Origin of the sequence: Algoriphagus sp. (assembly GCF_024305035.1) — a bacterium.
In the GTDB taxonomy this organism is placed as follows: Bacteria; Bacteroidota; Bacteroidia; order Cytophagales; family Cyclobacteriaceae; genus Algoriphagus.
The window spans coordinates 1-13,009 of record NZ_JAMWZB010000054.1; the positions used below are offsets into that span (position 1 = coordinate 1).

A 13,009-nucleotide genomic window follows, 5' to 3' on the forward strand; every position below is an offset into this window, starting at 1 on the left:
CTTCCCTTTCAAAGATTTTGGGAAACTTTACTATTCCTATTGCATAATTGCGGTTAAACGAAGGATATTCCTACTGCATTTTAAAATTATTCCCTCCACTTAAAACTTTTCTCATCCATAGCTCGCATGGTGCACAGAACCCCATTGAGATGATCGTATTCATGCTGAATCAACTCCGAAATTGCTCCTTCCACGTTCCAACTTTGCTTTTGCCAGTTTTCGTCCATGTAGTCCAAGGTTAGGCTTTGGTGTCGTTCTACTTTAACAAAAAGATGGGGAAAGGACATGCAATCATCCCAGAGTTCAAATTTTTCACTACTTAGATTTTTCAGTTCCGGATTGATCACCACATAGGGCCGGTCGAGATTGAGGTAAAATAGCCGCTTCATAATCCCCAACTGAGGAGCAGCGATTCCCCTTCCAAATCCATAAACCCGACGGATATCTTCCATGGCTTCATGAAGTTGCCTGGTCCATTCGGAGACCTTGGGAAGTTCAGACTCAAGTACCGGCTCACAAGTTTGATACAACCTTGGATCACCGAGTTTAAGAATATCGTGGACGGTTTTCATGGGAGAGAATTACTAAGATATGCCGAAGATAGTTTAGAAAGCCGTTTTTTAAAGTATTTGACCCATCCTGCTGGAAACTCCAAGGCTAATCACCGAGATTTGGAGAAAGTTGATTTGGAGACCACATCAATACCTTAAAATACCTTTGTTTTTTTTGCAGAATATACATTAGATTTAAATATGTTTTATGTTAGAAACGCTTACTTTTCCCCACTAGTTTTAGTCCTATTCATCGTATTTGCATGCACGGAATCCACAAAGCTTAGCGAAAACAGTAAGCTTCAAGCCAGTGGAGAAGTCCTGCGAATTCCCATTGATAGCCTGACGGCCAGTATCAGTACAGGATTGGTTTGTTACGAAGACTATTTGGTCAATGTCAATTGGAATACCCATGCGCTGCAGTTTTATGATTTGAATTCGAAAGAACTTCATAAAGAAATCTTTTATCAGGAGGAAGGTCCGCAGGGAGTCGGAAGCATTTTAGGTGTTTATATTCAGAACCTGGATAGTATTCTTCTTTTTCCTCAAATGGGGCCTGTTATTACCCTCACCGACACCACAGGAATTATTAAAAACCGATTCGAATACCAGACCCTTGAGGGCCATACCAATGCTTTTGTACACAATGCCTATTTTGGGAGCTCTCCCCAATTGATCAATAAACAACTCTGGGTCAAAACTCATATTCCCGTCCAATTTGTCAAGATGACGGCTAACTTGATGAAAAAATCAGTAATGGGCTATAGAATCGATCTGGAAAATGGAAGAAGTTATGGAATAGGTCTCAACTATCCTGAGGGTTATTTAGAAAGCGGGCTTAAATTTTATGAGCCTAGCTTGGTGTTTCAACCCGATTTTACTGTCTATTCCTTATTCGGAGATCACCGCCTTTTTAGGCAAAACAAGGACGGAGGCTTGGAATCCTTCGAAGGAAAAAGCCAGTATTTGGATGAATCGCTACCGCTTTTTCCCGTAGGTGGTGAACGCTTTGACACCCAAAAGTACCTCACAGCTTCCTCCCGATATGAAACGTTGCTTTATGATGAATATCGGAAAGTGTATTATCGGTTTGCCTATCCTACACTTCAAATTGAAAACGAAGAAGATTTGGTGTCTTTGCGAGAAAATCCAGGGCCTTTTGTCATTCAAGTGTTTAATACGGATCTCGAATTGATCACTGAAAGCTATTTTGAGGGAGGGATTTATTTTCCGAATAATTCCTTCATCACCGAAAAAGGGCTCTATCTCTCCGCCAACAATCCCGAAAATCCCCAGGCTGAAGAGGATGCTTTTCGATTTGAGTTGATTCAATTAATGAATTGATTGCAATGAATTCGGCTTAATCACCCCAAAATTTATTTCTTATTCGATTTATTTTTAGTGAAAAATGAATCGAATTTCTAATTTTTTTGCCAGCTCCTATTTTCTCACTTTTTCTCACTCCCCAGGAGGGCATCTTTCTATTGCATTTCAACCCTATTTCTAAGGTATTTTCCCGTACTTTTGCCCTATGAATTACCTTTCAGTTGAGAATCTCAGCAAAGCCTTTGGAGAGCGCAAGCTTTTTTCCAATATCTCTTTTGGCATCTCTCAAGGCCAAAAAATTGCTCTAGTCGGCATCAACGGCGCGGGCAAATCCACCCTAATGAAAATCATCATGGGACTGGAAATCCCTGACACCGGAGAAGTGGCTTTGAATAATGCGGTCAAAATTGCCTACGTACACCAAAACCCGGTTTTCGACTCCAATCTCAGCATCTATCAGACCATATTTGATCAAAGTAATTCGGAAGTATTACGAGTAATTGAAGATTATCATAAAGCCATGCTCGAAGCTGAGCGGGGAATTGACAACTCAGATCAAATGTCCAAACTTTTCGAAAAGATGGACGCGCTTCAAGCTTGGGATTTTGAATATCAGGTGAAGGAGGTTCTTGGAAAACTCGGCCTTCACGACACCGACCTTTCTGTAGGAAATCTATCAGGTGGTCAGCGTAAGCGGGTAGCTTTGGCCAAAGCCATTTTGGAAAAGCCGGATTTACTTTTACTTGACGAACCAACCAACCACCTTGATTTGGAAACCATCGAATGGCTGGAAGATTATTTAGCTAAAGCAAATCTCGCACTTTTTATGGTGACGCACGACCGCTATTTTTTAGAAAAAGTCACCAATGAAATCCTTGAACTCGATCAAGGAAAAATCCATCGCTATCAAGGGAACTACGGCTATTTTCTGGACAAGAAAGCGGAGCGCATGCAGATCGAGGACATCGAAATAGAAAAGGCCAAAAGCCTCTACAAAAAGGAACTGGATTGGATTCGCCGCCAACCCAAAGCACGTGGAACCAAAGCCAAGTATCGAGTAGATGCTTTTGAGGAAACCAAGGAAAAGGCTTTTACCAAGCGTGAGGAAAGGGACATCGAATTGTCCGTCTCTACGCAGCGCCTCGGAAACAAGATTCTCGAAATCGAAAAAATCAGTAAATCTTACGATGATAAAACCCTGATCAAGGATTTTTCTTACATCTTCAAGAAAAAAGACCGAATCGGAATCATCGGACCCAACGGTGCCGGAAAGACGACTTTTCTAAAAATGATCACCGGATTATTGGAGCCGGATTCGGGAAAAGTCACGCAAGGACAAACGACAGCCTTTGGCTACTACAGACAGGAAGAAGATCGATTTGATGAGGAAAAGCGACTTATCGATGTGGTTAAGGAAGTAGCCGAAGTGGTCACCCTCAATAAGGGACAAACCATCACAGTGAGTCAGTTTTTGAATCAGTTTGGTTTTCCTCCCAAGCAGCAGTTTACCCCCATCGGCAAGATGAGTGGTGGAGAGCGAAGAAGGCTACAACTTTTGATGGTACTGATCAAGAATCCAAACTTCCTAATTCTCGATGAACCGACCAATGATTTGGACTTGATGACCCTTAATATTCTGGAGGAGTTTTTGGATACCTTCCCGGGTTGCCTGATCATCGTGTCACACGATCGTTATTTCATGGATCGCTTGGTGGAGCATTTATTTGTCTTTGAAGGAGAAGGAAGGATTAAAGATTTTCCTGGGAATTACACCGATTATAGAGAATGGGAAAAAGATAATCAGGCCGAAGAAAAGGGTTCAAAGTTGGAAGAAAAAAAGGCTGAAATCAAAGACTCAAAAGAAGGGAAATCGGAGGCCAAAACTAAGCCCAAGGCAAGCTACAAACAGAAGATTGTATTCCAAAAAACGAATGAATCCATCGCCAAACTGGAAAAGGAAAAGAAAGACATTACTGAAAAAATCTCCCGTGGGGAAATTGACCATGAAGAACTTTTGAAGCTTTCCAACCGAATTGCCGAAATCGATCATGAGTTGGAGGAATTGGAAATGCTTTGGTTGGAGCTAAGTGAGCTCGATGGCATAGAGAGTTGATTTTCCATTCTTTACCCTATCCCGCCAAATTGACCATTTGGCATTTTTTTTACTCATCTTGGTAAAAGAAATAGCAAATAGTGACGCTTACGTTTGTATATTTCGACTATGAGTAGTCGCTTTTTTTTGATCTTTCTTTCACCCCTTTTGCTCCTTTCTGCTTCAATCGGCCTCGCCCAGAGTGCCGGGGACAGTCTTACGCTAGCCACTGAGCAAGAGCTACAGCAGTTTTTGGAAAACGGACAAATCTCGGTCGAAGATCAGGAAAAGGTTTATTTTGAATTATTTGATCGGTTTAAAAAGGACAAAAAGATAGACGAGTGGGCAGACCTTGCCGCACGGTATTTTCATCATCCAATCAATCGGCAAACAATCAATGAAGAAAAACTGCGCATTTTGAAAGAGGCCCTGCCTTTTGAGTCATCGATAAAAGACAGCAAAATCAGAGGTAACCTTCACTTGAAAACCGGGGGAGCTTGGTTTAATCTTCAGCAATTTGATTCAGCCATAGTGGCCTATACGGATGCAATCAACAGCTTTGATCCCAATGACTCTATTTTAATTGCTGATTCCTATTTTTTTCGTGGACAAGCAGAAGACTATCGGGGAAGTATGCTTCGGGCCATGAGTGATTATCAGCAAGCCCGGAATATCTACGAGGCACTTGATGACACCGAATATGTCAATTACGTCAATGGAGGGATTGCCATCCTGTTTAGTCGATTTGGGATTTATGATGAATCCCAAAAAATCCGGGAAAACCTGATTGATTTTGCCGTCAAAAATGAAATCCCAACTGACCACCGGGTTCAGCTTTACAATATGGCCCAAACCTATGGCAAACAAGGAAAAAAAGAGGAACAATTGGCCAGCTTAAAAAAAGCCGAAAGCTTACTCAATGAGGAGCCCAAAGACTCCTATTTGGAGGTCATGTTGTATCTGGCACTTTCCAACTATTACGGTGAAAAAGGGGAATTTGAGCTCCAAAACTCCTACTTTGAGCTAGCCGAGGAAAAACGAAAAGCCGATCCTCGGGTCAGTGATGAAAACGGGGCTTATTTGATTGCCAAATCCCAGCTTTTGCTCGATCAGGGGAATTTTCGTGAAGCGAGGGAAATTGCCTCTCGCCTCTTGGAAATTGCCAAGGTTAAAGAAAACATGGATCACCTGATCAACGCCTATAAACTGATTGTGGAAAGCTCAGAGAACCTTGGTGATTTTCCACGTGCATTTAAGGCAAGTGAAAATTTGATGCGCTACAAGGATTCCATTTTTACGGTGAATCAGGCCCAGTCCTTTGCCTTTTATCAAACGCGCTACGAAACCGAAAAAAAAGAACGGGAAATCCTCAAAAAATCGGTCGAATTAGAGGAGACGAAAACCGCCTCGAGGCAACGAATCCAACTCCTGCTAGGGGTCATTTCAGTGGTGATTATTCTTGCAATTATGCTTTTTCTTGCCACCCGATTAAAACATTTGCGCAAACAAAAACGCCTGGAGCAGGAGTATTCCCAGCAGCTCCTCAAAATTCAGGAAGAAGAACGAAAGCGCATCTCCAAAGATCTGCACGACGGCTTGGGACAGAGTCTACTTTTGATCAAAAACAAAGTCGCACTCAACCAGTCCCAAAATGCCGGGGAAATGTTGGATACAGCCATCAGTGAGCTTCGCGCCATTGCTCGCTCCCTTCATCCCATGCAGCTGGAAAAGCTAGGACTGGCCCAAGCACTAGAACAAATGCTCGATCAAATCGACCGAGAGACCGATCTGTTTGTCAGTTCGGAAATCGAGGATGTTACCGAGGTACTCGGTAAAGAAAAAGAGCTTCAACTCTATCGGATTGCCCAAGAATCGATCAACAATATTCTTAAACATGCCCAGGCAGATGCCTTACGTCTGACGCTTCGAAAGGAAAGTAATCATATCTTTATGAGTATTGAAGACAATGGAATTGGGTTTGATTTTTCTGAGAAATACCAAGACTTCCATAGTCTGGGACTGAAGACCTTAAAGGAACGAACAGCAGCTATTCAAGGCACAATGAAAGTAAGTAGTGAAAAAGGAAGTGGGGCAAAATTGAGCTTTATTGTCAATGTCTAAACAAAAACCAACCGTTATTATTGCTGATGATCATCCCATTTTGTTAAAGGGGCTTGGAGACCTCTTGCGAGATATGGGTTTGCATGTCATTGCAGAATGTCCCACAGGAGGACAAGCCATCACGGCTATCCGAACCTATCAACCGGATTTAGCTATTTTGGATCTGGAAATGCCAGAACTCACAGGACTGGAGGTGGCTAAGATTTGTCTTTCCGAAAATATAGCCACCCGGATTATTTTACTGACACTGCATAAGGAACTTTACCTTTACCATCAAGCCAAAGAACTGAATCTATCCGGTTACATTTTAAAGGAGTTTGCCTTGGTTGATCTTTCCATTGCCATTCATGAGGTGTTGGGAGGAAAACAGTTTTTTAGCGAAAAAATATTTGAAGAGTCTCGGGAAATGAATCCCAACCAATCGGAGGAAAATTCCCTGACTCCCTCGGAGAAAAAGATTTTGAGACTCATTGCAGACGGGAAAGCCTCTAAGGATATTGCCAAAAAACTCTTTATTTCTGAACGTACCGTAGAAAAACATCGCTCGAATATGATCTCAAAACTTAAGCTTGAAAAGAAGCACAATGCGCTTTTGTTATGGGCCCAAAAGAACCGAGATATCATCGATTGATCTTCATTTTTATGAGTTCAAAAGTAAAAAATACGTATTTCTACGTATTGCCCAGTCCCTACTCGGTCGATACTTTTACTTTATAAATGTCTAACAACTTTTTCTCATGAAAATTTCAAGTGCAATTGGTGAATTTAAAATTATCCAAACACTCAAAAACAGAGATGAACTGTTGATTTTGGGTAGCTGGAAGGACCTGATCAAACTATTTGACAGCAGTCGAACTTTTTTGGTCAATAAAAGTGAGGGGTTATTTGGAATTTACCTCTGCAAACAGGAGTGTGCGGAGTTTTTAACCAATATTCTCAAAAACATTGACTACCACGAATGGGAAGATTTCCGAATGGAATCCATCTTCAACGAAAATCGATATTTAGCGTAAGGGTGATCAATTTTTAGCAACGAAACATTCCAAAGCTGCGCGGATTAGGCTATCCACGGTTTTTTCAGCTTTTTCATCAAACGTTTTTAGAGGACGATTGGCCACGATCGCATTCAAACTCAGCATCTGATGGCCCAACAATTCTCCTAAGGCATAATAGCCTGCAGTTTCCATTTCAAAATTAGTTAATCGCTTTCCCCCAATCTCAATTCCAGCCAATCGCTCAATCATTTGTTCAAATTTTGGTTTTAAGCGGACCTCCCTTCCTTGAGGGGCATAAAATCCCGGACAAGTCAAGGTGTTTCCTTTCAAAAATCGCTCATCCAATTGATTCAATAATTCACTAGAGGCGGCAGCTTGGTATGGACTAAACGTTAAACCCAGCTCACTTTTCACCGCTTGGGCTAAACTGGTGTCTCCCTCTAGCGAGGGATAAAACTCCATTAAGGTATCTAAACCAACACCGAATGCTGAACCTAAAAATGATCCCACCGGAATGTCTTCTTGCATGCTTCCAGAGGTTCCCAAACGGATAATTTTTAGGCTACTTTTGTCTTTTTTGATTTGTCGAGTTTCCAGATCCACATTGACCAAAGCATCGAGCTCAGTCATCAGGATTTCGATATTATCGGTCCCCATTCCTGTACTCATTACGGTAACCCGCTGTCCATTGAGCCATCCGGTATGTGTGACAAATTCCCGCTTTTGCATCTTGATTTCCACCCTATCGAAATAGCGCGAAACCATAGCAACCCGATCGGGATCACCTACAGTAAAAACAAGGGAAGCCAGATGCTCTGGCTTCAGATGTAAATGATAAATACTCCCATCGGAATTGATGATCAACTCAGAGGCAGGAATGATTGGATTATCCATGGAGTTATTGGATCTGTTCTTTGTTTGGTTTACGCTGTAAGCCCTTATATGGATTGTATCCGTTGGTCTTTTTTTGGTAATAACCCGTGCCGTCATAAGGTCTTTTCTCAGGATTATCCTTGCAATCCACCGAGCAAGCACCTTCCAATTCCCATCCGCATTTTTCGCAGATTGGCACGTGGATATTACAGGTTGGATTGGCACAGTTGACCATCCGGTCCGAAGGTGTGTCGCAAATATGACATCTAGAAACGATCGTCGGGTTTACCTTATTGACATCAACGGCAATCCGGTTATCAAAGACGTAACATTTTCCTTCAAAATCTTCGCCTCCCGCTTCCATGCCGTATTTGATGATCCCCCCATGAAGCTGATAGACATCCTCAAACCCTTGCTCCAAGAGAAAAGCAGATGCTTTTTCACATTTGATTCCCCCAGTACAATAGGTCAAAACTTTTTTGTTTTTCAGGTGCTCCAGTTCTTTGACCTTTTCCGGGAAGTCTCTAAAATTATCAATATCCAGTGTCAATGCATTTTTGAAGCGACCGAGTTCATGCTCATAATTGGAGCGAACATCAAGAATGACCACATCCTCTTGATCTTTTAGCTTTTTGAATTCCTCCGGTTCCAAGTGCTTGCCAGTTCGCACATTAGGATCCAAGTGTCGGAGTGAGGAATGCACAATCTCAGGCTTGTAGCGGACATGGATTTTGGTAAAAGCATGCGTTTCATGTGCATCAATCTTAAACTCAGTCTTTGCAAATCGCGGATCGGCATGAATGTAGGCCATGTACTTCTCGCAGTCTTCTTTGAGACCGGAAACAGTTCCATTTAAGCCTTCGTCAGAAATGATGATTCTTCCCCGGATGTTGTTTTCCACGCAAAAAAGGTGGTGCTGCTCTCTGTACTCTTCGGGGTTTTCAATTTTTGCGTAGCAATAGTACAGCAGGATTTGGTAGTCTTTGTTTTGTTCCATAACTGAAGCCCTGTTTCGGCAGGGTGTTAGAGGATTTACGATAGTGGAATTTTGATGTACGTGTTTATTTTCAGTGTAGTATTACTTTACTTTCGCAGCGGGATTTCCAAATACGGTTTCATTGGCTCCCACCGAGGAAATTACTACGGATCCAGCTCCAATCCGGGCGTTTTTTCCGATAGTCAATCCAGATACGATCGTCACACCCGATCCAATAAAGGCACCTTCCTCCACCGTCACTTCCGCATTGATGATGGTACCCGCACCGACCTGCACAAAATCTCCCAACTTGGCTTGATGATCGATAATCGCTCCGGTATTTAAGATACAATGATGTCCGATCTCCGCACCTGCTCCAATCGTGACTTGGGCATTGATAAAATTACCATGTCCCAAGTGCGCATCGGTGGAGATGTAAGCGGATTGATGAATCGCATTGATCGGCTGAACTTTTCTCCGCTCATTGAGCAACTCTACTAAAAACTTTCGGTATTTATTGTCATCAACGGCTACGAAGGCCTCGGTTTTTTTTCCAATCAACTTGAGAAAGCCGTCATCCTCGGGATGTCCCAACACCGAAATGGTATTGATTTCAGTTCCATGCAGACTCTCATCCTCCTCCAAAAAGCCATAAACGATGACTTGATTGCTGTTGAAAATTTCCAATGCGGGATGGGCAATTCCCTTTGCGCCCAAAATAATAACTGGTTTGTCCATAATGAATCTGAATTCAGTTTGCAAAATTACGGGAATTCGTGGGCTTAGCCAAAAATCATTTGCTTTCGGACTTATTCTACCAATCGCTAAGACGAGTACCTTCGCTGAAAAATGGGCGTAATTCTACAAAAGTTGACAAAAACTTAATTACTCAGAGAGGTTTAAAAACCTTCGTTAAATTCCAATTTTTACAAATACTTTTTCAACAACCCCTTCATTTCCAGTTGTAACTTTTCTGCTTCCAGTCTTGCCGCCTGAGCAAAGTCTTTTTCCGAAGAGGCATAAATAATCCCCCGACTCGAATTGACCAACAACCCGCAGGTGGAATTCATTCCAAACTTGGCTACTTCTGACAAGCTACCTCCCTGCGCCCCAACACCCGGCACCAAAAAGAAATAATCAGGAGCAAGATCTCTCACCTCTCCGATAAGTTCTCCTCGAGTTGCGCCTACAACGTACATCAGGTTTTCAGCACTGCCCCATTCCTGGCTCTTTTCCAACACAGATTGATAAAGTGGCTTTCCCGTTTTGTCCTTAATCAATTGAAAATCCATTGAACCAGGATTGGAAGTCAGGGCCAACAGAATTACCCATTTGTTTTCAAATTCCAAAAAGGGAGAAACCGAATCCTTACCCATGTAGGGAGCGACAGTCACCGAGTCAAAATTCATGGACTCAAAAAATGCCTTTGCGTAGAGTTTGGAGGTATTTCCAATATCTCCCCGCTTGGCGTCTGCAATGGTGAAAATATCCTTGGGAATGAATTCAGCTACTTTCGCCAAGGTCTCCCAGCCCTTTGCTCCCAAGGCTTCAAAAAAAGCAATATTAGGTTTGTAAGCTACCGCAAAATCTGCAGTTTCTTCGATAATGGCTTTGCAAAAGCTAAAAATCGGGTCCGGTTCGGAAAGCAGATGCCGGGGAATTTTCTCCAAATCCGGGTCAAGACCTACACAGAGAAAGGATGATTTTTGCTGGATTTGGGCGAACAATTCGGATCGGGTCATAGGAAGTTTCGGGGGTTTTGGCAAAAGTACGGATTCCTAGCGAGTTCGAAAACCCTCGAAAAATACCCAGTACTGGGTATTGTTTTTTAAAAATATTCTTTTCCTCAGAAAATAATTTTGCGAATAATAATAATAATAATAATAATATGTTGTGTTGTCTTTAGTTCTCAGGAAAGTCCTGAGAATGAGCGACAACCTTGGCCAAGGTTTCATATTCTTAATAAAATCGTATGAAACCAAAAATCAATGGAAGAATTATTTCGGTATTTTTCCTTTTATGCTTGACAGCTTTAGTAGGAAGCTGTATTGTCGAAGAATCTTTTTTAGAAAATGATTTTTCAAAGGATCAGGCTCTCATCCAAGAGGCTGAAGAGTGGTACGAATCCAATTTATTCAACTCCAATAACAAAAGAAAAATGAGTCTTATCAACGGGAATCCTGTTTGGGGAAAATCTGTCACTTATATCCATAACGGAAAAGAGGTAATTGAAATTCCTATTAGGCTGATATTTAAGGACATTTATTCGCAAAAAAATAAGAATTTCACCAGTCTTTCAGGAAGCTACAGACTTTTGCTATTTAAAATAAACAAGGATCAATTTCGCCCCTATATTTTAAAAGCAGAAATGACATCCCCTGAATTCAAATCCGATTGGAAAGAACTCAAAAATCTAAATTTAAACACCAGGCCATCGACATTCAATGGAAAGTATATGTTTTTCAAACTGGATGGAAGCTATGTAGGTGGATGGAAAATTGAAAATGGAAAAAGAACCAGAAGCAATTGGTTTTTCAAAAGTTCAACATCTTATGACCATACAGCCAATAGCCGGGTAAGTGATTACTACACCTACCATTGCGTAGTAACCACCCATACTACCTATATTGAAGCTGGAGGGGGAGAACCCTATATCGAAGAACAATATGAAACTTGGGATTGTATTTTCACTCCAGTATTTTCGGATCCTGACCCAAGCACCCCCAGCGGTGGAGGGGATGGGACTCCTTGTTATGAAACTCTTCCTGACTTTGAAGGCCATACCGTCCCTTGTGACGAAACAGAACCAGAATGCCCATGCTGCAAAGTTCCTCCAAGTGAACGGGTACTTTGTGAGCAACAAGCACCACCTTGTGATGATTTGCCAACCTATTCGATTGAAATACAAAATACAGCCGCGTGGACCGGGAAAAATAGCGGAAGATATTCTGCAACAGCAAGAAAATATCGTGATGGATCACCAAAACCTCATTGGGGCTTAGATATTGCAGCTAATCCAGGAACACCTGTGTTTAGTATCCATTCTGGAGAAGTGGTTAAAGTAGTTTCTAATATTCCGCCAAATAAATATATCGGCGATAGTTTTGGAAACTATGTCAAAATAAAATCAAGAAATTCAAACGGAGAAGTATTTCATCTTCAATATAGTCACCTAAATTATGTTTGGGTTAATCAAGGAGATGAAATTGAAAAAGGACAAGCGATAGGCTTATCTGGAGCAACAGGTAATGCTGGAGATGAAAACGTAAAGAAACATGTTCATATTGGGGCAACAAAACTTAACTCAAATAATGCACAGATAAAAGTTAACCCAGAAAATTACATTAAATTTCAGTATGATTCTCAAGGCAATGTTTCTTTTGATCCTTGCAACAATTAAAATATTCAGAAAAATGAAAAACTTATTCTTAACAATTATATTCACAATGATAGCTATTTTCAGCTCCCATGCTCAATTAATTCCTTTAACTCCTAAGAGCAACTCGATTGATGTTAATAATCTGACTATCAAAAAACTATCAAATTCAAATTCCATCAATATGTTTGATGGGAATGAGAAGCTTATTCAAATGTTTGGCTCTCCAACTTCATCCGAACCTTATGTTTTCGAAATGGAAGAAAGGGTAGGTACATTATATAAATATTCAGGAAATGAATTTTATTTCACAAATAGATTTTATAGTTTTGAATTGATCTCTAGTGCGTTTGCTATTGGAAATAATAATAACTACCTAAAAGTAGGAGACTCAATAACTATCATAAGTACCTTTATGCCAGGTTACTCCATAAGTGGTAATGATAGCATTATTTATTTAAAAAATGGAGCAGATTATGTGAGTTCTGCAATTAGCATAAAATCAAATAATAATTTAATTACAAGGATAAGATTGATTAACTTCTAACCTTTATTCATGTAATAATAAAAACATCAAAGATTTAAAGAAGGAAGCCATGACTTCCTTCTTTACTGAATAATCTATTTGATTTGTGGTTCTACCTCGAATTTAATGAAAATGCTAACTTGAGGAAAAAAAATGTTCACAGAGAATTTCTT

Annotated in this window: 12 protein-coding genes; 7 read left to right on the forward strand and 5 right to left on the reverse strand. The window is 41.0% G+C overall.

Annotated features, from left to right (window positions below):
* Window positions 1-86: 86 nt before the first annotated feature.
* Window positions 87-572: a peptide deformylase gene (locus Q0L00_RS19115; RefSeq protein ID WP_297338500.1), complete on the reverse strand. Its 486-nt coding sequence runs from the start codon at window positions 570-572 to the stop codon at window positions 87-89.
* Between the two features lie 180 nt (window positions 573-752).
* Here Q0L00_RS19115 and Q0L00_RS19120 point away from each other — a divergent pair, with 180 nt between their 5' ends.
* From Q0L00_RS19120 to Q0L00_RS19140, 5 genes are all read left to right on the forward strand, one after another.
* Window positions 753-1,895 (forward strand): DUF4221 family protein, encoded by a 1,143-nt coding sequence (locus Q0L00_RS19120; protein ID WP_297338501.1) that lies wholly within the window; start codon window positions 753-755, stop codon window positions 1,893-1,895.
* A 187-nt stretch (window positions 1,896-2,082) separates the two neighbouring features.
* Window positions 2,083-3,990, forward strand: a complete 1,908-nt coding sequence (locus Q0L00_RS19125; protein WP_297338502.1) for an ABC-F family ATP-binding cassette domain-containing protein — start codon at window positions 2,083-2,085, stop codon at window positions 3,988-3,990.
* A gap of 108 nt (window positions 3,991-4,098) precedes the next feature.
* Window positions 4,099-6,090, forward strand: coding sequence for a sensor histidine kinase (locus Q0L00_RS19130; protein ID WP_297338503.1), 1,992 nt, complete (start codon window positions 4,099-4,101; stop codon window positions 6,088-6,090).
* Window positions 6,083-6,721 carry a response regulator transcription factor gene (locus Q0L00_RS19135; RefSeq protein ID WP_297338504.1) on the forward strand — a complete coding sequence of 213 codons (639 nt, stop codon included), beginning with the start codon at window positions 6,083-6,085 and terminating at the stop codon, window positions 6,719-6,721. Before Q0L00_RS19130 ends, Q0L00_RS19135 begins: the two co-directional genes overlap by 8 nt.
* Window positions 6,722-6,827: 106 nt before the next feature.
* Window positions 6,828-7,103 (forward strand): hypothetical protein, encoded by a 276-nt coding sequence (locus Q0L00_RS19140; protein WP_297338505.1) that lies wholly within the window; start codon window positions 6,828-6,830, stop codon window positions 7,101-7,103.
* 6 nt (window positions 7,104-7,109) lie between these two features.
* On the opposite strand, the gene Q0L00_RS19145 is transcribed toward Q0L00_RS19140, so the two are convergent.
* The 4 genes from Q0L00_RS19145 to pyrF all read right to left on the reverse strand — a co-directional run bounded on the left by Q0L00_RS19145 (window position 7,110) and on the right by pyrF (window position 10,676).
* Window positions 7,110-7,979 (reverse strand): nucleoside phosphorylase, encoded by an 870-nt coding sequence (locus tag Q0L00_RS19145; protein ID WP_297338506.1) that lies wholly within the window; start codon window positions 7,977-7,979, stop codon window positions 7,110-7,112.
* A 4-nt stretch (window positions 7,980-7,983) separates the two neighbouring features.
* The gene (locus tag Q0L00_RS19150) at window positions 7,984-8,955 is read right to left on the reverse strand and encodes a rhodanese-related sulfurtransferase (RefSeq protein ID WP_297338507.1); all 972 of its coding nucleotides are present in this window, start codon (window positions 8,953-8,955) and stop codon (window positions 7,984-7,986) included.
* 81 nt (window positions 8,956-9,036) lie between these two features.
* Window positions 9,037-9,672: an acetyltransferase gene (locus tag Q0L00_RS19155; protein ID WP_297338508.1), complete on the reverse strand. Its 636-nt coding sequence runs from the start codon at window positions 9,670-9,672 to the stop codon at window positions 9,037-9,039.
* Between the two features lie 188 nt (window positions 9,673-9,860).
* Window positions 9,861-10,676: an orotidine-5'-phosphate decarboxylase gene (gene pyrF / locus Q0L00_RS19160; protein WP_297338509.1), complete on the reverse strand. Its 816-nt coding sequence runs from the start codon at window positions 10,674-10,676 to the stop codon at window positions 9,861-9,863.
* Between the two features lie 230 nt (window positions 10,677-10,906).
* Between pyrF and Q0L00_RS19165 the strand changes: the two genes are divergently transcribed.
* Window positions 10,907-12,334: a M23 family metallopeptidase gene (locus Q0L00_RS19165; protein ID WP_297338510.1), complete on the forward strand. Its 1,428-nt coding sequence runs from the start codon at window positions 10,907-10,909 to the stop codon at window positions 12,332-12,334.
* Between the two features lie 13 nt (window positions 12,335-12,347).
* Window positions 12,348-12,857: a hypothetical protein gene (locus tag Q0L00_RS19170; RefSeq protein ID WP_297338511.1), complete on the forward strand. Its 510-nt coding sequence runs from the start codon at window positions 12,348-12,350 to the stop codon at window positions 12,855-12,857.
* Window positions 12,858-13,009 lie beyond the last annotated feature (152 nt).

Coding starts and splice junctions, on each gene's coding strand:
- Q0L00_RS19115 (WP_297338500.1), bottom strand. CDS start 572: ATGAAAACCGTCCACGATATTCTTAAACTCGGTGATCCAAGGTTGTAT.
- Q0L00_RS19120 (WP_297338501.1), top strand. CDS start 753: ATGTTTTATGTTAGAAACGCTTACTTTTCCCCACTAGTTTTAGTCCTA.
- Q0L00_RS19125 (WP_297338502.1), top strand. CDS start 2,083: ATGAATTACCTTTCAGTTGAGAATCTCAGCAAAGCCTTTGGAGAGCGC.
- Q0L00_RS19130 (WP_297338503.1), top strand. CDS start 4,099: ATGAGTAGTCGCTTTTTTTTGATCTTTCTTTCACCCCTTTTGCTCCTT.
- Q0L00_RS19135 (WP_297338504.1), top strand. CDS start 6,083: ATGTCTAAACAAAAACCAACCGTTATTATTGCTGATGATCATCCCATT.
- Q0L00_RS19140 (WP_297338505.1), top strand. CDS start 6,828: ATGAAAATTTCAAGTGCAATTGGTGAATTTAAAATTATCCAAACACTC.
- Q0L00_RS19145 (WP_297338506.1), bottom strand. CDS start 7,979: ATGGATAATCCAATCATTCCTGCCTCTGAGTTGATCATCAATTCCGAT.
- Q0L00_RS19150 (WP_297338507.1), bottom strand. CDS start 8,955: ATGGAACAAAACAAAGACTACCAAATCCTGCTGTACTATTGCTACGCA.
- Q0L00_RS19155 (WP_297338508.1), bottom strand. CDS start 9,672: ATGGACAAACCAGTTATTATTTTGGGCGCAAAGGGAATTGCCCATCCC.
- pyrF (WP_297338509.1), bottom strand. CDS start 10,676: ATGACCCGATCCGAATTGTTCGCCCAAATCCAGCAAAAATCATCCTTT.
- Q0L00_RS19165 (WP_297338510.1), top strand. CDS start 10,907: ATGAAACCAAAAATCAATGGAAGAATTATTTCGGTATTTTTCCTTTTA.
- Q0L00_RS19170 (WP_297338511.1), top strand. CDS start 12,348: ATGAAAAACTTATTCTTAACAATTATATTCACAATGATAGCTATTTTC.